This window comes from Pseudomonas sp. HS-18, assembly GCF_020401845.1.
Lineage (GTDB): Bacteria > Pseudomonadota > Gammaproteobacteria > Pseudomonadales > Pseudomonadaceae > Pseudomonas > Pseudomonas nitroreducens.
In genome coordinates this window covers 2,410,976-2,429,519 of sequence record NZ_CP084413.1, presented here as the reverse complement: position 1 = coordinate 2,429,519, position 18,544 = coordinate 2,410,976, and the positions used below count along the sequence as shown (strand labels likewise).

Annotated in this window: 16 protein-coding genes; 6 read left to right on the top strand and 10 right to left on the bottom strand. The window is 65.5% G+C overall.

Going from position 1 to position 18,544, the window contains the following annotated elements; genetic code table 11:
- Window positions 1-156 precede the first annotated feature (156 nt).
- The 3 genes from LDJ84_RS11395 to LDJ84_RS11385 all read right to left on the bottom strand — a co-directional run bounded on the left by LDJ84_RS11395 (window position 157) and on the right by LDJ84_RS11385 (window position 4,469).
- Complete coding sequence (locus LDJ84_RS11395) at window positions 157-711, bottom strand: cysteine hydrolase family protein (RefSeq protein ID WP_024765456.1); 555 nt, start codon at window positions 709-711, stop codon at window positions 157-159.
- A 246-nt stretch (window positions 712-957) separates the two neighbouring features.
- Complete coding sequence (locus tag LDJ84_RS11390) at window positions 958-3,102, bottom strand: 3-hydroxyacyl-CoA dehydrogenase NAD-binding domain-containing protein (protein WP_226046333.1); 2,145 nt, start codon at window positions 3,100-3,102, stop codon at window positions 958-960.
- 161 nt (window positions 3,103-3,263) lie between these two features.
- On the bottom strand, window positions 3,264-4,469 hold the full coding sequence (locus tag LDJ84_RS11385) for an acetyl-CoA C-acetyltransferase (protein WP_226046332.1): 1,206 nt from the start codon (window positions 4,467-4,469) through the stop codon (window positions 3,264-3,266).
- 688 nt (window positions 4,470-5,157) lie between these two features.
- On the opposite strand from LDJ84_RS11385, the gene LDJ84_RS11380 reads away from it, so the two are divergent.
- Window positions 5,158-5,961, top strand: coding sequence for a cytochrome c (locus LDJ84_RS11380; protein ID WP_065084138.1), 804 nt, complete (start codon window positions 5,158-5,160; stop codon window positions 5,959-5,961).
- Window positions 5,962-6,087: 126 nt separating this feature from the next.
- On the opposite strand, the gene LDJ84_RS11375 is transcribed toward LDJ84_RS11380, so the two are convergent.
- The 4 genes from LDJ84_RS11375 to LDJ84_RS11360 all read right to left on the bottom strand — a co-directional run bounded on the left by LDJ84_RS11375 (window position 6,088) and on the right by LDJ84_RS11360 (window position 10,073).
- On the bottom strand, window positions 6,088-6,822 hold the full coding sequence (locus LDJ84_RS11375) for a proteasome-type protease (RefSeq protein ID WP_024765453.1): 735 nt from the start codon (window positions 6,820-6,822) through the stop codon (window positions 6,088-6,090).
- A 79-nt stretch (window positions 6,823-6,901) separates the two neighbouring features.
- Entirely contained in the window at window positions 6,902-7,711 is an 810-nt protein-coding gene (locus LDJ84_RS11370; protein WP_037010443.1) for a transglutaminase family protein, read from the bottom strand.
- The gene (locus LDJ84_RS11365) at window positions 7,708-8,658 is read right to left on the bottom strand and encodes an alpha-E domain-containing protein (protein WP_065327624.1); all 951 of its coding nucleotides are present in this window, start codon (window positions 8,656-8,658) and stop codon (window positions 7,708-7,710) included. Before LDJ84_RS11365 ends, LDJ84_RS11370 begins: the two co-directional genes overlap by 4 nt.
- Window positions 8,659-8,660: 2 nt before the next feature.
- Window positions 8,661-10,073: a circularly permuted type 2 ATP-grasp protein gene (locus LDJ84_RS11360; RefSeq protein ID WP_024765451.1), complete on the bottom strand. Its 1,413-nt coding sequence runs from the start codon at window positions 10,071-10,073 to the stop codon at window positions 8,661-8,663.
- A 350-nt stretch (window positions 10,074-10,423) separates the two neighbouring features.
- Here LDJ84_RS11360 and ydcS point away from each other — a divergent pair, with 350 nt between their 5' ends.
- The 5 genes from ydcS to LDJ84_RS11335 all read left to right on the top strand — a co-directional run bounded on the left by ydcS (window position 10,424) and on the right by LDJ84_RS11335 (window position 16,177).
- On the top strand, window positions 10,424-11,596 hold the full coding sequence (gene ydcS, locus LDJ84_RS11355) for a putative ABC transporter substrate-binding protein YdcS (protein WP_089285848.1): 1,173 nt from the start codon (window positions 10,424-10,426) through the stop codon (window positions 11,594-11,596).
- Window positions 11,597-11,871: 275 nt separating this feature from the next.
- Window positions 11,872-12,891, top strand: coding sequence for an ABC transporter ATP-binding protein (locus LDJ84_RS11350; RefSeq protein WP_024765450.1), 1,020 nt, complete (start codon window positions 11,872-11,874; stop codon window positions 12,889-12,891).
- Complete coding sequence (locus LDJ84_RS11345) at window positions 12,888-13,790, top strand: ABC transporter permease (RefSeq protein ID WP_226046331.1); 903 nt, start codon at window positions 12,888-12,890, stop codon at window positions 13,788-13,790. The genes LDJ84_RS11350 and LDJ84_RS11345 overlap by 4 nt, the downstream gene beginning before the upstream one ends.
- Window positions 13,780-14,601 carry an ABC transporter permease gene (locus LDJ84_RS11340; RefSeq protein ID WP_024765448.1) on the top strand — a complete coding sequence of 274 codons (822 nt, stop codon included), beginning with the start codon at window positions 13,780-13,782 and terminating at the stop codon, window positions 14,599-14,601. Before LDJ84_RS11345 ends, LDJ84_RS11340 begins: the two co-directional genes overlap by 11 nt.
- 151 nt (window positions 14,602-14,752) lie before the next feature.
- Entirely contained in the window at window positions 14,753-16,177 is a 1,425-nt protein-coding gene (locus LDJ84_RS11335) for a gamma-aminobutyraldehyde dehydrogenase (RefSeq protein ID WP_169887874.1), read from the top strand.
- Window positions 16,178-16,337: 160 nt separating this feature from the next.
- Here LDJ84_RS11335 and LDJ84_RS11330 read toward each other — a convergent pair whose 3' ends face one another.
- The 3 genes from LDJ84_RS11330 to LDJ84_RS11320 form a co-directional block, all read right to left on the bottom strand.
- Window positions 16,338-17,042 carry a type 1 glutamine amidotransferase gene (locus tag LDJ84_RS11330; protein WP_226046330.1) on the bottom strand — a complete coding sequence of 235 codons (705 nt, stop codon included), beginning with the start codon at window positions 17,040-17,042 and terminating at the stop codon, window positions 16,338-16,340.
- A gap of 187 nt (window positions 17,043-17,229) precedes the next feature.
- Window positions 17,230-17,568 (bottom strand): ribonuclease E inhibitor RraB, encoded by a 339-nt coding sequence (locus LDJ84_RS11325; protein WP_024765445.1) that lies wholly within the window; start codon window positions 17,566-17,568, stop codon window positions 17,230-17,232.
- Between the two features lie 277 nt (window positions 17,569-17,845).
- A complete protein-coding gene (locus LDJ84_RS11320; RefSeq protein ID WP_054908468.1) occupies window positions 17,846-18,529 on the bottom strand; it encodes a VIT1/CCC1 transporter family protein in 684 nt (227 codons plus the stop codon).
- Window positions 18,530-18,544: the final 15 nt, after the last annotated feature.

Here is an 18,544-nt window from a genome sequence, read left to right as displayed (position 1 = left end):
GACACTGATGAAACGCGCGTGAAAATTACGCCCTATTTTTTCACCGCACAAGATGCCGAAGCCGATTCTTGTGCAGGAATTTCAGGGGAAATACCGGAAAAACCGACTTCCTTCAATTGCACCGGCGCACAAGGGTGACGGCCGGTTGGCAAGGATTCAGTCCAATGACCGCTCGCGCAGAACCGAGTTCGCGTCCACTACCTGGGCGTATTCGCCTTGCAGATTGGCCAGGGACATGGCGTGGACCTCCTCTGCGCTGTGCAGCACGCCGTTGAAATCGCGCTTGTCGAAGGCGAAACAGGCATCCGCCGCCACCTGCGTAGAGAAGCCCAGGTTGCCCGCGGTGCGGGCCGTGGATTCCACCGAGTTGTTGGTACTCACGCCGCAGATCACCACCGACTCGATGCCGCGCACGCGCAACCAGCGTTCCAGGGCGCTGTTGATGAAGGCGTCGGGGACGTTCTTCTCCACCACGTGCTCGTGCTTCAGCGGCGCCAGCTCCGGCTGGAATTCCGCGCCGGGCTGGCCGGGCCAGAACGGTGAGCCTGGTGTACGGGAAATGTGCCGCACGTGAACCACCGGCCAGCCTGCCTGGCGCCAGGCTGCCAGTAGCTCACCGATGCGCCGTTCGGCCTGCGGGTTGTTGCGCGACTCGGGGCTGGTGCGCATGCCGTTCTGCATATCGATGATCAACAGGGCGGGAGCGGTCATCGGTGCGGTCCTGATGGGCGGAAAGACGCCATTCTATGGGCTGCGCAGACGAGAAAAAACCGGCCATGCGGGCCGGTTTTAGAGAGCGGTTGAAAGTCCGTGCAAGTCGATTGCCCTCACCCCAGCCCTCTCCCAGAGGGAGAGGGGGCGGATCGTGCCGGCTGATGCCACGGTTTCACCCTGCGCCGAACGGTCCCCTCTCCCTCCGCGAGAGGGTTAGGGTGAGGGGCTCTCGAAGGAACCGACTCAGAAGCTTTCGCCCCGCGCCGCTTTCTCCAGCAACAGCGCCGGCGGCAGGAAGCGCTCGCCGTACTGCTCGGCCAGGTACTGGGCGCGGGCGACGAAGTCCTTCAGGCCGTACTGGTTGATGAACTGCAGCGCACCGCCGCTCCAGGCCGCGAAGCCGATGCCGAAGATCGAGCCGATGTTGGCGTCGGCGGTGGAGGTCAGCACGCCCTCCTCCACGCAGCGCACCGTCTCAATAGCCTGCACGAAGAGAATGCGGTCGCGCACGTCCTCGGCGGAAATCTGCGCGTCAGCCTTCTCGAAGCGCTGTTTCAGCTCAGTCCACAGATGCTTCTTGCCGTTGGCCGGATAGTCGTAGAAACCGGCGCCGGCGGCTTTGCCCGGGCGCTTGTACTCGTTGACCATCAGGTCCACCACGGCGAAGGCCGGATGCTTCGGCAATGGCTTGCCTTCGGCTTCCAGGTCCTTGCGGGTCTGCTCGCGGATATGGGTCATCAGGCTCATGGAGACTTCGTCGCTGATCGCCAGCGGGCCTACCGGCATGCCAGCCTGGCGCGCCTGGTTCTCGATCATCGCGGCGGACACGCCTTCGCCGAGCATGGCCAGGCCTTCGTTGGTGAAGGTGCCGAACACGCGGGAGGTAAAGAAGCCGCGGCTGTCGTGGACGACGATCGGGGTCTTCTTGATCTGCAGGACGTAGTCGAAGGCCCGGGCCAGGGTGGCGTCGTCGGTCTTCGCGCCGCGGATGATTTCCACCAGCGGCATCTTGTCCACCGGGCTGAAGAAGTGCAGGCCGATGAATTTCTGCGGCTGCGCCACGGCTTCGGCCAGGCCGGTGATCGGCAGGGTCGAGGTGTTGGAGGCGATCACCGCGTCCGGCAGCGCGGCGGTTTCCGCAGCAGCGCTGACCTTGGCCTTCAGGCCACGGTCCTCGAATACGGCTTCGATGATCAGGTCGCAGCCTTCGAAATCGGCGTCACTGGCCGTCGGCTTGATGCGGGCGAGGAAGGCGTCGCGTTTCTCGGCCGTCATCTGGCCCCTGCCGACTTTCTTGTCCAGCAGGCCGGTGGAGTACGCCTTGCCCTTTTCCGCCGCTTCGACGGAAACGTCCTTGAGCACCACCTCGATGCCGGCGGCTGCCGAGACGTAGGCGATGCCCGCGCCCATCATGCCGGCGCCGACGACGCCGACCTTCTTCGTCTGCTGCGGCGGGATGCCTTGCGGACGGGATTTGCCGGCGTTGATCTCGTTGAGCTGGAACCAGAAGGTGCCGATCATGTTCTTCGCCACCTGGCCGGTGATCAGCTCGGTGAAGTAGCGCGCCTCGATCAGTTGCGCGGTATCGAAGTCCACCTGGGCGCCTTCCACGGCAGCGCACATGATCTTCTCCGGTGCCGGGAAGCAGCCCTTGGTCTTGTCGCGCAGCACGGACGGGGCGATGGCGAGCATCTGTGCCACGGCCGGGCTGGACGGCGTGCCGCCGGGGATCTTGTAGCCGGCGCTGTCCCATGGCTGCTTGGCGGCCGGGTTGGCGGCGATCCACTCGCGGGCCTTGCTCAGCATCTCGTCGCGGCTGGAGGCCAACTGATGGATCAGGCCGGCCTTGAGCGCCTGGTCCGGGCGCACTTTCTTGCCTTCGGCCAGATACGGCAGGGCTTTCTCCAGCCCCAGCAGGCGCACCATGCGCACTACCCCGCCGCCACCGGGCAGCAGGCCCAGGGTGACTTCCGGAAGGCCGAGCTGGACGTGGCTTTCGTCCAGGGCGATGCGGTGGTGGCAGGCCAGGCAGATTTCCCAGCCGCCGCCCAGCGCCGCGCCGTTGATGGCGGCAACTACGGGCTTGCCAAGGGTTTCCAGGCGGCGCAGCTGGCCCTTGAGCACCAGGATGCCTTCGTAGAAGGCCTTGGCGTCCGCCTTGGTGACCTTGATCAGTTCATTGAGATCGCCGCCGGCGAAGAAGGTTTTCTTCGCGGAGGTGATCACCACGCCGGCGATCGAGTCCTTCTCGGCTTCCAGGCGCGCGACAGTGGCGGCCATGGCCTCGCGATAGACACCGTTCATGGTGTTGGCGCTCTGGCCAGGCATGTCCATGGTCAGGACGACGATGTTGTCCTGGCCTTTCTCGTAACGGATGGCGTCAGTCATTTTTGTTTGCTTCCCATGCTGGGGGATCGCTTCAGGGGCGTCACGAGCGAAGGTCAGGCAGGGCGGAATCTCTTCGGGAAGCGGAGTTGGCTGTAGCCAATGAGCATTCCCGGAGAGCTTCCAACGCGGCATGGCCGAGCGCAGTTGCCCATGATCGATCCTTAAATACGTTCGATGATGGTGGCTATGCCCATGCCGCCGCCCACGCAGAGGGTGGCCAGGCCGTAGCGCAGGTTGCGCCGCTCCAGCTCGTCCAGCAGGGTGCCGAGGATCATGCAGCCGGTGGCGCCCAGCGGGTGGCCCATGGCGATGGAGCCGCCGTTGACGTTGACCTTGCTCTCCGGCACGCCCATGTCCTTCATGAACTTCATCACCACCGAGGCGAAGGCTTCGTTCACTTCATAGAGGTCGATGTCCTCGGCCTTGAGCCCAGCCTTGGCCAGCGACTTGCGGGTTGCCGGCGCGGGGCCGGTGAGCATGATGGTCGGGTCGGTGCTGGTCACCGCGGTGGCGACGATGCGCCCGCGGGCCTTCAGGCCCAGCTCGCGGCCCTTGGCTTCGGAGCCGATGAGCATGGCGGTGGCGCCGTCGACGATGCCGGAGCTGTTGCCCGGCGTGTGTACATGCTCGATGCGCTCGACGAAGCTGTACTTGCGCAGCGCGGTGGCGTCGAAGCCCATCTGTCCCATCATCTCGAAGCTGGGCTTGAGCGCGCCGAGGCCTTCGAGGGTCGAGTCGCCGCGAATGAACTCGTCATGGTCGAGCAGGACGATGCCATTCTGGTCGGTCACCGGCACCAGGGACTTGGCGAACAGTCCTTCGGCGCGGGCCTTGGCGGCCTTCTGCTGGGAACGCAGGGCAAAGGCGTCGACGTCAGCTCGGCTGAAGCCTTCCAGGGTGGCGATCAGGTCGGCGCCGATGCCCTGGGGCACGAAGCTGGTGTGCAGGTTGGTTTCCGGGTCCAGCGCCCAGGCGCCGCCGTCGGAGCCCATGGGCACGCGAGACATGGATTCGACGCCGCCGACCACCACCAGGTCCTCGAAGCCCGAACGCACCTTCATGGCGCCCAGGTTGACCGCCTCCAGACCCGAGGCGCAGAAGCGATTGATCTGCACGCCGGCGACCTGCTCGTCCCAGTCGGCCACCAGCGCAGCGGTCTTGGCGATGTCCGAGCCCTGGTCGCCCACCGGGGTCACACAGCCCAGGACGATGTCGTCGACCTGGGCGGTATCCAGCTGGTTGCGCTGCTGCAGTGCGCGCAGCACGCCGGCCATCAGGTTGACCGGCTTGACACTGTGCAGCGCGCCGTCCTTCTTGCCCTTGCCGCGGGGAGTACGCACCGCGTCGTAAATGAATGCTTCGGTCATGGCGTTCTCTCTTAGAGTTGTCGTCACGCAGGCGTGGCGTGTCGGCCTACCTTAGCGGCGTATCGGCAGGGAGCAATGACCGCAGCGCTCAGCAAAATTGACCGCCACGCTCAGCGACCGACCGGAGGTGATCGAGCCGAAAGCTCTGGAAAGGGGGTTTCGGCGGGAACGGACGAGCGGTCGAAAAGCTGAACCGCGTTGTCACGTTCCAGTCATATAGAGGGAATATGCCTGAAGCTGCATCACTTGCTGCAAGATGGTCTAAGCCCGCGCGGCACTAGGCTTAGACTCCGTTATGCAGTGAATGAAAAGTGTGCAGATGATGCGAAAAGTGCCGTTGCCGGGTTTTGCCGGCTCGGCGGGAGTCACCAGAAGCCAAGGCATGCGCGCCACTATCAACAGGCCGTGGGTGGCCGTGCCAAGAACAAGAAAGGCGGAAGGACATCATGGACAAACAATCGAGAAAGTGGCGTCAGGCAAGCCTGATCGTCTTCGCAACCACCGTTGTACTGATCATCCCCAATCTGAGTCGTCTGGTCGGCTAGGGCCAACACCCGGCTACCCCGTCGCTGCGTACCGCGTGCCGCCATCCGCGCGCCACGGTCAACGCAGCGCGGGAGCCACCCATCTCCTGCGGCGCCCACACCTCTGCTAATGTTCCGCGGCCCACTCCGCCACGGATGCGACCATGCGCCCACTGCTGCTGACGCTGCTCCTGCTCTGCCCCACCGCTTTCGCCGCGACGCTCACCCTCGAACTGCCCGATGGCAAGCACAGCCTGACCAGTGAGCAATTGCTGGCCGATCCCCAGGCGCAGGACATCGAGATTCCCGCCGACGTTTCCTACAACCGCACCATGCATTACCGCGCGGTGCCACTGGCCGCGCTGCTCAAAGGCGTGAAGCCCGGTGATCACCTGCAGGCAGTGGCGCTCGATGGATTCGCCGCCGAGCTGCCAGCCGCGCCGCTGCTGGAGAACACAGGCTCGCGCGCCTGGCTGGCCATCGAGGAAGCCGATAGGCCCTGGCCGAAACTCGGCGACGGCAAGCCGTCCGCCGGGCCGTTCTACCTTGTGTGGAGCGATCCCAAGGCCGCCGGCATAGGCCCGGAGCAGTGGCCGTTCCAGGTTGCCAGCATCCGTTACCTGAAGCCGCTGGCCGAACGCTTCCCGGCGCTGCTGCCGGCGAAGAGCGCACCGAAGCCAGTGCAGGACGGTTTTGTCCAGTTCCAGAAGAACTGCCTGGCCTGCCACCGCCTGAACGGTGCCGGGGACTCGCAGTTCGGTCCGGACCTGAACATCCCGCACAACCCGACCGAATACTTCGCCGCGGGCTATCTCAAGCAGTACATCCGCGACCCGCAGAGCCTGCGGCACTGGCCGGAAGCGCGGATGAAAGGGTTTGCGACGGATGCGATCAGCGACAAGGAGCTGGATCAGATCGTCGCTTACCTGAAGCACATGGCGGGGCGCAAGGTGAAGGTTGGCGGCTAGAAGCCGGGGCTCTTTGTAGGGCGCATAACGCGCCAGCGTTATCCGTCTTATCGATATCGGCGGATAACCTGTTCCAGGTTATGCACCCTACAGCACTATCCCCAAAACCCGGCCCGCAGCGAAACGTCAGTGCCAGTAATCCCCCGGCGGCGCCGGCAGTTCGCCAAGCAACTGACGTAGCCCGGCGCCCCACTGCCCGCGAATGCCCTCGAAATACGCATCGCCCTCCTGGATACGATACCCCGCCGGCACCTCCAGGCTGCCTTCGCGATACACCAGCAGGTCCAGCGGCATGCCCACCGAGAGGTTGCTGCGGATGGTCGAGTCGAAACTGATCAGCGCGCAGCGCAGCGCCTGTTCCAGCGGTGTCGCGTAACTCATGGCGCGGTCGATGATCGGCTTGCCGTATTTGCTTTCGCCGATCTGGAAGTAAGGCGTGTCGCGGCAGGACTCGATGAAGTTGCCCTGCGGATAGACGTTGAACAGACGCGGCACTTCCTGGCCGATCTGGCCGCCGACCAGGAACGAACTACCCAGGTCGACGCCCTGGTTCTGGCCGATGTTCTCATCGTGATCGACCACCTCGCGCAGAGTCGAGCCCACCAGCCGGGCCGCCTCGAACAGGTTCTCGACATTGCCCAGGTTCGGCCCGTCGCTGCCCATGCGCAGGCGCAGCGTGCTGATCACCGATTGCGAGGTGGCCAGGTTGCCGGCGCTCTGCACCACGATCAGGCGCTCGCCGGGTGTGCCGAAGATGTGCAGCTTGCGGAACACGGCGATGTTGTCGACGCCGGCATTGGTGCGCGAATCGGAAACGAAGACCAGGCCCTGGGCGAGGTTCATGGCGACGCAATAGGTCATGGCGTTCTCATGGCAGGTTCAGGGAACGGGAAAGCTGGCACCGATCTTAAGCCGGTGCCCGGTCTTTCGCCACGCCCGCTCATTGCTGCATCTGCTGGGCCTGCTGGAGATGCCCAGGCGCCACGGTGACGCGGGCGTGCATCTGCTCACCGCCGCCACCCCGACGCATGCCCCGCACCGGGCAAGCGTCGAGGTAGTCCAGGCCCACCGCCAGTTTCAGGTGGCGTTCAGGACGGTCCAGCACGTTGGTCACGTCAAAGCTGTACCAGGCATCGTCCAGCCAGGCCTCCGCCCAGGCATGGCTGGCGAGGTGCTCCTCGCTGTCGGTGTAGAGGTAGCCGGAAACGTAGCGCGCCGGCACGCTCAGATAGCGCAGGCAGGCGAGAAAGGCGTGGGCATGGTCCTGGCAGACCCCTTGCCCGGCCGCAAAGGCTTCGGCGGCGGTGCTGTCCACCTGGGTCGAACCGGGCACGTAGGCGATGCGCTCGTTCAGCGCCTGCATCAGGCGGATCATCGCCTTGCGGTCGCGCCGCTCGGCACACTGGGCTCGGGCGAACTCCTGCAGCGCGCCGTCGGCCTGGGTCAGGCGCGTGCCACGCAGGAACGGCAACGGCGACAGGTGATCGTGCTCGCGCTCGTTCTCCACGTCGATTTCAACGTTGCCGTGAGCGGCTATGGCAATGGCCTCGTGGGGCTCGTCGAGGGTCAGCACATGGAGGATGTTGCCGTAGGCATCGCGCTGCGGGTGCGCCGGGCGCGGCAGGTGCAGTTGCCAGTCCAGGACGTGCTGGCGCTCGCTTTCCTGCGGGGTCAGGCGCAGGTACTGGATGCTCGCGCGCACCTGGTCTTCGTAGCGGTAGGTGGTGTCGTGGCGGATGGAGAGTTTCATGCGGCCTCCAGGTACGAGCTGTGAATGGCGTTGGCGAGCTGGCGAACCAGCCCGATGTGGTCGGTGATCCAGGTGTGCAGGCCGGCGCCAAGCACCTCGTCGATGCCGGTGTAGCGCACCCGTGCCTCCAGTTCGGCGGCCATGCGCTGGGCCGGCCGACCGTTGGCGCCCGGCAGGCTGGCGAGGATCTGGCGCAGTTCCTCGGCACAGGCCAGCAGCGAACGCGGGACGTCCTCGCGCAGCAGCAGGAGTTCGGCGATGTTCCGTGCGTTCAGCGCATCGCGATAAAGCTCGGTGTAACCCTCGAAGGCCGAGAGCGCGCGCAGCAATGCCGTCCACTGGTAGTAACCACGGGCGGAACCTTCCGCCGGGCCGGCGCTGTGTTCGCCCAGCACCTGATGCCGCGCATCGAGCAGTCGCAAGGTGTTGTCGGCGCGCTCGATGTAGGTGCCCAGGCGGATGAAGTGGAAGGCGTCGTTGCGCATGCTGGTGCCGAAGGTGGCGCCGCGGAACAGGTGCGAGCGGTCCTTCACCCATTCGCAGAAGTGGCTGATGCCGTAGCGCAGCAGGCCCTGGTGGGCGATATCACGCATCTCCAGCCAGGTGGCGTTGATGTTTTCCCACATGTCGGTGGTGATGCGCCCGCGCACCGCATGCGCCCCGGCGCGGGCGGCGCCGAAGCAGGAATAGATGCTGGTGGGGTTCTGGGCATCCAGGGCGAAGAAGTTCAGCAGGCGCTCGGCGTGGAGCTCGCCGTGGCGGGCGAGATAGGCGTCGAGGTTGCCGGTGATCAGCAGCGGCATGGCCAGCTCTTCCAGGCCATCGCCGCGGCCGTCCTGGGGCATCAGCGACAGCGAGTAGGACACGTCGAGCATGCGCGCGAGGTTTTCGGCGCGCTCCAGGTAACGCGACATCCAGTAGAGATCAGAAGCGGTACGGCTCAGCATGATCAGTCCTCCACCACCCAGGTGTCCTTGGTGCCGCCACCCTGTGACGAATTCACTACCAGCGAGCCTTCGCGCAGCGCCACGCGGGTCAGCCCGCCCGGCACCAGGCGCACGTTGTCCGGCGCGGACAGCACGAAGGGCCGCAGGTCGATGTGCCGCGGGGCGATGCCGTTCTCGACGAAGGTCGGGCAGGTCGACAGGCTCAGCGTCGGCTGCGCGATGTAGGCCTCAGGGCGAGCCATCAGACGCGCGCGGAAGGCTTCGATTTCCGCCGTGGTAGCCGCCGGGCCGACCAGCATGCCGTAGCCGCCGGAGCCCTGGGCTTCCTTCACCACCAGTTCGGGCAGGTGCGCCAGCACGTGGGACAGGTCCTGCGGGCGGCGGCATTGCCAGGTCGGCACGTTGTGCAGGATCGGCTCCTGGTCGAGGTAGAAGCGGATCATTTCCGGCACGTAGGGGTAGACCGACTTGTCGTCCGCCACGCCGGTACCGATGGCGTTGGCCAGCACCACGTTGCCGGCACGGTAGGCGGCCAGCAGGCCGGGCACGCCGAGCATGGAGTCGGGGTTGAAGGCCAGCGGGTCGAGGAAATCGTCGTCGATGCGCCGGTAGATCACGTCCACCTGCTGCGGGCCGGCGGTGGTGCGCATGTAGACGCGCTCGTCACGGACGAACAGGTCGGCGCCTTCCACCAGTTCCACGCCCATCTCGCGGGCAAGGAAGGCGTGCTCGAAGTAGGCGCTGTTGAAACGCCCCGGCGTCAGCACCACCACGCTGGGGTTATCCAGCGGGCTGGAGTTGCGCAGGGTATCCAGCAGCAGGTTCGGGTAGTGGTCGATGGGGGCGATGCGCTGGGCGGAGAACAGCTCGGGGAACAGCCGCATCATCATCTTGCGGTTCTCCAGCATGTAGGAGACGCCGCTGGGGGTGCGCAGGTTGTCCTCGAGCACGTAGTAGGCGCCGTTGCCGTCGCGCACCAGATCGATGCCGGCGATGTGCGCGTAAACATTGCCGGGCACGTCCAGGCCCTGCATCGCCAGTTGGTACTGGTCGTTGGCCAGCACCTGCTCGGGCGGGATCAGGCCTTCCTTGAGGATGCGCTGGTCGTGGTAGAGGTCGGCAAGGAACAGGTTGAGCGCCTGTACCCGCTGGATGCAGCCAGCCTCGATGATCTTCCATTCGCTGGCGGGAATGCTCCGCGGGATGGTGTCGAAGGGGATCAGGCGTTCGGTGCCCTGGTCGTCGCCATAGAGGGTGAAGGTGATCCCGGCGCGATAGAACAGCAGGTCGGCCTCGCGGCGGCGCTGTTGCAGATGCTCGCCGGGCATGTCCGCCAGCCAGCGGGCGAACTCCGTGTAGTGCGGTCGGCAGGCGCCAGCGGCGTCATGCATTTCGTCATAGAACACCCGAGCCATCTTCTACTCCTTGTTGCCGCTCGTCCTCGGCTGCGAAGGCCATCGCAAGGCCCGTGCCAGAGGTCGATTTCCTGTTGGTTCAATGACTTGCAAAGGCTGCCCGGAGGCCACGCACCCGCTTGGTGCACTTTTCCCGGCCAGCCACCCCGGCCCGCCCCGTTTGGGGCCGCAAGCGCCATGCGGCGGGCCTTTGCGGGGTGCCGGAGGCTTTCTTGTCAGCCTCCGGGGCCGGAACTACGCTGCAAGAGCGTGCCCATTCGCTATGGACATGCAGCGGTCAACGGAGGTGCCATTTTTCTGCGCGCTGGTTCCGCAGTGGCTCCCACACGAAGAACAACAGGAGTCCGTCCATGTCATCCGTGCAATTGTCCTTAGTGAAAGCCGCGGCACTGGCCTTCGCCGGCGTCAGCCTGCTCTCCAGCGCCTCGCTGCAGGCGGCAGAAGCACTCAAGCAGCTCGGCAACCCCGAAGGGGCGCTGGATATCATTGCCTGGCCCGGCTACATCGAGCGCGGCGAGAGCGACAAGAACTACGACTGGGTCAGCCAGTTCGAGAAGGACAGCGGCTGCAAGGTCAACGTGAAGACCGCCGCCACTTCCGACGAAATGGTCAGCCTGATGGCCAAGGGTGGCTACGACCTCGTCACCGCGTCCGGCGATGCCTCGCTGCGGCTGGTCTACGGCAAGCGCGTGCAGCCGATCAACATCGCCCTGGTGCCCAACTGGAAGAACGTCGACAAGCGCCTGCAGGACGCGCCCTGGCACACGGTGGATGGCCAGCACTACGGCACGCCCTACCAATGGGGGCCGAACGTGCTGATGTACAACACCAAGGTCTTCCCCAAGGCGCCCGACAGCTGGAGCGTGGTGTTCAGCGAGCAGAAGCTGCCCGACGGCAAGAGCAACAAGGGCCGCGTGCAGGCCTATGACGGCCCGATCTACATCGCCGATGCGGCGCTCTACCTGAAGACCACCCAGCCCGCGCTGGGCATCCAGGACCCGTACGAACTCAACGAGGAACAGTACGCCGCCGCCCTCAAGCTGCTGCGCGAACAGCAGAAGCTGATCCATCGCTACTGGCACGATGCGACGGTGCAGATGAGCGACTTCAAGAACGAAGGCGTGGCCGCTTCCGGTTCCTGGCCCTACCAGGTGAACGCGCTGCAGGGCGAGAAGCAGCCGATCTCCTCGACCATCCCCACCGAGGGCGTCACCGGCTGGGCCGACACCACCATGATGCACGTGGACGCCAAGCACCCGGTGTGCGCCTACAAGTGGTTGAACTGGTCGCTGGAACCCAAGGTTCAGGGTGATGTCGCCGCCTGGTTCGGCTCGGTGCCCGCCGCCCCCGCCGGCTGCACCGGCAGCCAATTGCTCGGCGCCCAGGGTTGCGCGAGCAATGGCTACGACCAGTTCGACCGCATCGCCTTCTGGAAGACCCCGCAGGCCAAGTGCGCCCAGGGGCAGTGCGTGCCGTACAGCCGCTGGACGCAGGACTACATTGCGATCATGGGTGGGAGGTGATCCCCCTGCCGGATCAAAAGCCCCTCACCCTAACCCTCTCCCGCAAGCGGGAGAGGGAACCGTTCGGTGCAGGATGAAACCTTGCCATCAGCCGGCACGGACGGCTCCCTCTCCCTGAGGGAGAGGGCTGGGGGTGAGGGGATGCGTTGGCACAAACCTCTCCAGAAAACAGTCGCCGCTACAAATGCCCCACCTCACCCACAAGTCGGCAAGCACCCCCGCCCCCATGCGCTACCTTTTCTGATGCAGCCCCCGCCACGCAGGTAGCCCGCAGCATGACCACAGCCGTCCAGTTCACCGACGTGAGCCGCCACTATGGCGAGGTGCGCGCCGTCGACCGCGTGTCCATCGAGATCCGCGACGGCGAGTTCTTCTCCATGCTCGGCCCGTCCGGCTCCGGCAAGACCACCTGCCTGCGGCTGATCGCCGGCTTCGAGCAACCCACCTCCGGGTCCATCCGCATCCACGGCAACGAAGCCGCGGGCCTGCCGCCCTACGAGCGCGACGTCAACACGGTGTTCCAGGACTACGCGCTGTTCCCACACATGAACGTGCTGGACAACGTCGCCTACGGCCTGAAGGTGAAAGGCGTGGCCAAGGCCGAACGCTACCACCGCGCCGAGGAAGCCCTGGGGATGGTCGCCCTCGCCGGATACGGCAAGCGCAAGCCGGCGCAGTTGTCCGGCGGCCAGCGCCAGCGCGTGGCGCTCGCCCGCGCCCTGGTGAATCGCCCGCGTGTGCTGCTGCTGGACGAACCCCTCGGCGCACTGGACCTGAAGCTGCGCGAGCAGATGCAGGTGGAGTTGAAGAAACTGCAACGCCAGCTGGGCATCACCTTCATTTTCGTCACCCACGACCAGAGCGAAGCGCTGTCCATGTCCGACCGAGTGGCCGTGTTCAACAAGGGCCGCATCGAACAGGTCGATACTCCGGGCAACCTCTACCGTCGCCCTGCCACGCGCTTCGTCGCCGAGTTCGTCGGTACTGCCAACGTGCTGCGCGGCGATCTCGCCCAACGCCTGCTCGGCGAGTCCCGCCCACATTCGTTGCGCCCGGAACACGTGCGCTTCGGCCGCGCCGGTGAGGGCGAACTGGAGGTCAGTGGCACCTTGTTCGACGTGCAGTACATGGGCGCCAGCAGCCGCTACGAGATCGAACTGGAGAACGGTGTGCGCCTGGTCGCCGCGCTGCCCAACGGCGAGCGCGAGGAACAGCGCCCGAAACCCGGCGACGCAGTGACCGCCTCCTGGGCGCGTAGCGCGCTGGTGCCGCTGCTGGAAGAACCGCCGTCATGAGGGCGATCTCCACCTTCCTCTACCGGCGCAGCACACTCTACCTGCTGATGCTGCTGATCCCGCCGCTGCTGTGGTTCGGCGTGATCTACATCGGCTCGCTGTTCGCCCTGCTGTGGCAGAGCTTCTACACCTTCGACGACTTCACCATGGCGGTGACGCCGGACCTGACGTTGGCCAACTACCAGGCACTGTTCAACCCGGCCAACTACGACATCGTCCTGCGCACGCTGGGCATGGCCATCGCCGTGTCCATCGCCAGCGCCATCCTCGCCTTCCCCATCGCCTACTACATGGCGCGCTATGCCGGGCCGAAGGAAAAAGCCTTCTTCTACATCGCCGTGATGCTGCCGATGTGGGCCAGCTACATCGTCAAGGCCTACGCCTGGACGGTGATCCTGGCCAAGGGCGGCATCCTCTACTGGGTGATCGAGCACCTGCACCTGCTTGGCCTGCTCAACCTGCTGCTGGAAGTGCCCGGCGTGGGCGGCAACACCCTGTCCACGTCACACATCGGGCGCTTCTGGGTGTTCACCTACATCTGGCTGCCGTTCATGATCCTGCCGATCCAGGCCGCCCTGGAGCGTCTGCCGCCCACGCTGCTGCAAGCCTCGGCCGACCTCGGCGCGCAGCCGCGGCAGACCTTCTTCCAGGTCATCCTGCCGCTGGCCTTCCCCGGCGTGGTGGCCGGCTCGATCTTTACCTTCAGCCTGACCCTGGGCGACTTCATCATCCCGCAACTGGTGGGCCCCAGTGGGCTGTTCATCGGCACCATGGTCTACGTGCAGCAGGGCGCAGTGGGCAACATGCCGCTGGCGGCAGCCTTCACCCTGGTGCCCATCGTGCTGATCGCCGTGTATCTCTCCATCGCCAAGCGGCTGGGGGCCTTCGATGCGCTCTGATGCACATTCCACCGACCGCCCCTCCTGGTTCCTGCGCCTGGCGGCCTGGGGCGGGCTGCTGTTCCTGCACTTTCCGATCCTGGTGATCCTGCTCTACGCCTTCAACACCGAGGAGTCGGCCTACAGCTTCCCGCTGCAGGGCTTCACCCTGAAATGGTTCAGCATCGCGTTTCAGCGCGGGGACGTACTCGACGCCATCTGGCTGTCGGTGAAGATCGCCTGCGTCGCCACGCTGATTGCCATGATCCTCGGCACGCTGGCAGCCGGCGCTCTCTACCGCCGCGACTTCTTCGGCAAGGAAGGCATCTCGCTGATGCTGATCCTGCCCATCGCGCTGCCCGGCATCATCACCGGTATCGCCCTGCTCTCGGCGTTCAAGACCCTGGGCATCGACCCCGGCTTCCTGACCATCGTCATCGGCCACGCCACCTTCTGCGTGGTGATCGTCTACAACAACGTGATCGCGCGCTTCCGCCGCACCTCCTTCAGTCTGATCGAGGCGAGCATGGACCTGGGCGCCGATGGCTGGCAGACCTTCCGCTACATCATCCTGCCGAACATCGCCACGGCGCTGCTGGCCGGCGGCATGCTGGCCTTCGCGCTGTCGTTCGACGAGATCATCGTCACCACCTTCACCGCCGGCCACGAGCGCACCCTGCCGCTGTGGCTGCTCAACCAACTGACCCGCCCGCGCGACGTGCCGATCACCAACGTCGTTGCCATGCTGGTGATGCTCGCCACCATGCTGCCGATCCTCGGCGCGTACTACCTGACGCGCGGGACCAGTGATGTGGCAGGGAGCGGGAAATGACTCTGGCGTTTTGCGAAACGCCCTCTCCCCACCCCTCTCCCTGAAGGGAGAGGGAGCATCCGTGCAGCGGGATACCACCGTGCAGAGGACAGCCCCCTCTCCCTCCGGGAGAGGGCTGGGGTGAGGGGAAACCCATTGAAGGAGGAGCCCCATGCAAACCAAACTCCTGATCAACGGCCAGTTCGTCGCCGGTGAAGGCACCAAGCTGGATATCCTCAACCCCTCCACCGGCGAGGTGATCGGCCAGATCGCCGAAGCCAGCGAAGCCCAGGTGGATACCGCGGTGCGCGCCGCCAACGCCGCCTTCGACGGCTGGTCGCAGACCGCGCCGAAGGACCGCGCCATGCTCTTGCTGCGCCTGGCCGACCGTATCGAGGAACACGCCGAGGAGCTGGCCCGCCTGGAATCGGACAACTGCGGCAAGCCCTACGCCGCCGCGCTGAACGACGAGATCCCGGCCATCGCCGACGTATTCCGCTTCTTCGCTGGCGCCTGCCGCGTGCTGCCCGGCTCCGCCGCCGGCGAGTACCTGCCCGGCTTCACCTCGATGATCCGTCGCGACCCGGTGGGCGTGGTCGCCTCCATCGCACCGTGGAACTACCCGCTGATGATGGCCGCGTGGAAGCTCGGCCCGGCGCTGGCGGCCGGCAACTGCGTGGTGCTCAAGCCGTCGGAACAGACGCCGCTGACCGCCCTGCGCGTAGCCGAATTCATCGCCGAGCTGTTCCCCGCCGGCGTGGTCAACCTGGTCTTCGGCCGTGGCCCGAGCGTGGGCGCGCCGCTGGTCAGCCACGACCTGGTGCGCATGGTCTCGCTGACCGGCTCGGTGGGCACCGGCAAGGCGATCATCAAGAGTGCCGCCGACAGCGTGAAACGCCTGCACATGGAGCTGGGCGGCAAGGCCCCGGTGATCGTCTTCGACGACGCCGACCTGGAAGATGTGATCGCCGGCATCCGCACCTTCGGCTTCTACAACGCCGGGCAGGATTGCACCGCCGCCTGCCGTATCTATGCCGGCAAGAAGGTCTACGACAACTTCGTCGCCGATCTGGCCAGCGCGGTATCCAGCCTGAAGACCGGCCTGCAGAACGACCCGAATACCGAACTCGGCCCGTTGATCACCGCGGCCCAGCGCGACCGCGTCTCCGGCTTCGTCGAGCGCGCCAAGGCCAGCCCGCACATCCAGATCGCCACTGGCGGCAAGATGGTCAGCGGCAAGGGTTTCTTCTACGAACCCACGGTAGTGGCCAACGCCCAGCAGGACGACGAGATCGTCCGCCGCGAGGTGTTCGGCCCGGTGGTGTCGGTGACGCCGTTCAGCGATGCGGACGAGGCCGTGCGCTGGGCCAACGACTCCGACTACGGCCTCGCCTCGTCGGTGTGGACCAAGGATGTCGGACGCGCCTCACGAGTCGCGGCGCGCCTGCAGTACGGCTGCACCTGGGTGAACACGCATTTCATGCTGTGCAGCGAAATGCCCCACGGCGGCTTCAAGCAGTCCGGCTATGGCAAGGATTTGTCGATGTACGGCCTGGAGGACTACACCGTGGCGCGGCACATCATGTTCAAGCATTGAGTCGCACACGCATGCAGACACTGTAGGAGCGAGCTTGCTCGCGAACCCCAGCCCCGCAGCGGGGGTTGTTCGCGAGCAAGCTCGCCCCTACGAAAAGCCAGCTCCTGTGTGGGAGCGGACTCTGTCCGCGATGTCCCACCGCCGCACCAAGATCGCCGGATCAGATCAACCCGGCCAGCTTCAACCAATGACGGTAGAACCCTTCCGCCACCTGGTTCATCGCCGCCACTCGCTGCGGCAGACCGTCGAGCATGACTGCTGCGCTTTCCTGGCTTGGCTGACTGGGATCGAGGTATTCCGGGAAACCGTTGACCCAATCGCTGACCAGTTCCTCGGTCATTTCCGGGTGGCCCTGCAGGCCGAGGATACGATCGCCATAGCTGAAGCCCTGGTTCTCGCACCAGGGGCTGGACAGCAGGCGCGTGGCGCCTTCGGGGATGTCGAAGGTATCGCCGTGCCACTGGTAGATCGGGAATTCGTCGGGCAGGTGCGCCAGCCACGGGCTCTGGCCTTCCTGGCGGCGCATCGGCTGCCAGCCGAGTTCGGTGTACGGCAGGCGACGGATGTCCGCGCCCAGCGCCTTGGCCAGCAACTGGCCGCCCAGGCAGTGGCCGATCATCGGTACGTCGCGCTCGATGAAGCGGCGGATTGCTGCGATCTCGTCGCGCAGCCATGGCAGGTCGTCGTTCACGCTCATCGGCCCGCCCATGATGGCGACGGCCCTGGGCCGTTCCAGGTCGTAGCCTTGCAACTCGTCCAGGTCGGCACGGCGGACGTCGAACGGCAATTGCAGACGGTCGAGCACCACGCTCAGGTGGCCGGGCGGGCAGAAATCGACGTGGGTCAGGATCAGGATATCGGTCATGGTCACCTCCGCGCGGCAGTCTGCCGCATCGGTGGCGCCGGGGGAACCGGGCGTGTCCGCAAGGTCCTTCTTGCATCGCCGCCTTTGCCGAGGTGAAGAAGCGCGCCGTCACTGCTGGCGACGGCGCGCTGTCTGGTTTCGCGGGTAGAAGATCGGCCGCCATGAAAGGCGGCTCAACGACGTGCTGCTAGCGCAGGGAAGTGACCTCCTGGGTCACGCCCCATCCATCGAGAATACCGCCCAGTGGCACCACGACCTCCTCAAGATCGTGTTCGAAATCACCGATGGCGGCGTGGGTGGCGAACATCACCTTGCTGATCTGCAGGCTCCAGCCGCCGTCATCGCGGGCCTCGACCTGGGTTCTCAGCGATTCGCCGCGAAACTGCCGGGCAGCTTTGCGGGCGTTCTGTTCATCGGAAAAGATGGCGAAAAAGTCGATGGGATGAATACGTGCGAAATCGAAGCCACCTTCCTTCATCCGGCGCAACACGTTGACGCTGATATCCTCCGAGAGGGGCTTTTCCATGGTACGCACCTCCTGTCGAGACGTTCAGAGTGTATTCCCCGCCAACGAACGCGGCCTTGGCGGTCGCGTTCCGGGCACTTCAGTGTGCCGCCAGGAAACGTCAAATGCCGCAACGTCCCCCGAAATGGTGGCCAACTCCGCCGAACGCGCCGAGCGGCGCAACGGAAATATACCGGCCACATTTCTCAGCGTAGCGTCTCGGCGCCCGACCTGCCGCTACTTTGACGCTTTGCTCCGCTCGGCGGCGACAGGCGGCGGATGGCGCAACCCCGCGGCACTAGCCGCCCAGCGCGATGCACAGGCCCGTCATGGCAACGCCAAGGGCCGTGAAGCCCAGCGCACCCGGCCAGGGGGAGTCACCGGACCAGCGGCTGAGCAGCCAGCCCAGGCCAAACAGCATGACCACACCGATGCCCTGGGCGATGCGCAGTGCCATCAGCTCGTCCGGCACCAGCCACAGCGGCAGGATCAGCGGCAGGGTGATGCCGCTCACCAGCAGCACGATCAGCAACGCCGCCAGCCAGACAGCGGCACCGCCACCGCGCGGCTGACCGATACCCAGTTCCGAGGCCATCAGCCGCTGGCGCAGGCTCCAGACCTCATCCGGATGGAGCACTGCCACCAGCCTGGGCGGCAGGAACTCGTCGAGCCCTTCACGAAAGTCGGTGTCGCTCGAAACACCCCGCAAAGCGCGCAGCCGCCCGTGCTGGTGCACCCGCTCCACCCGCAGGCGCACCAGCAGCATCAGGGCATCCACCACGCCCCAGGCGATGTTGCAGCCCAACGCGGCGACGATCAGGTCCTGTCGGCTCGCACCGCCACTGGCAGCAGAAATCACCGAGATGATGGTCAGGGTCATGATCACCCCGTAGGTCATCTCGCTGATCCGGTCGAACGGTGTGGTGATGTCCTGCAGCACTCGCTGCCAGACAGAGGGCTGGGGTTCGGGGATTCGCTGCATGGGACGGCCTCCTTC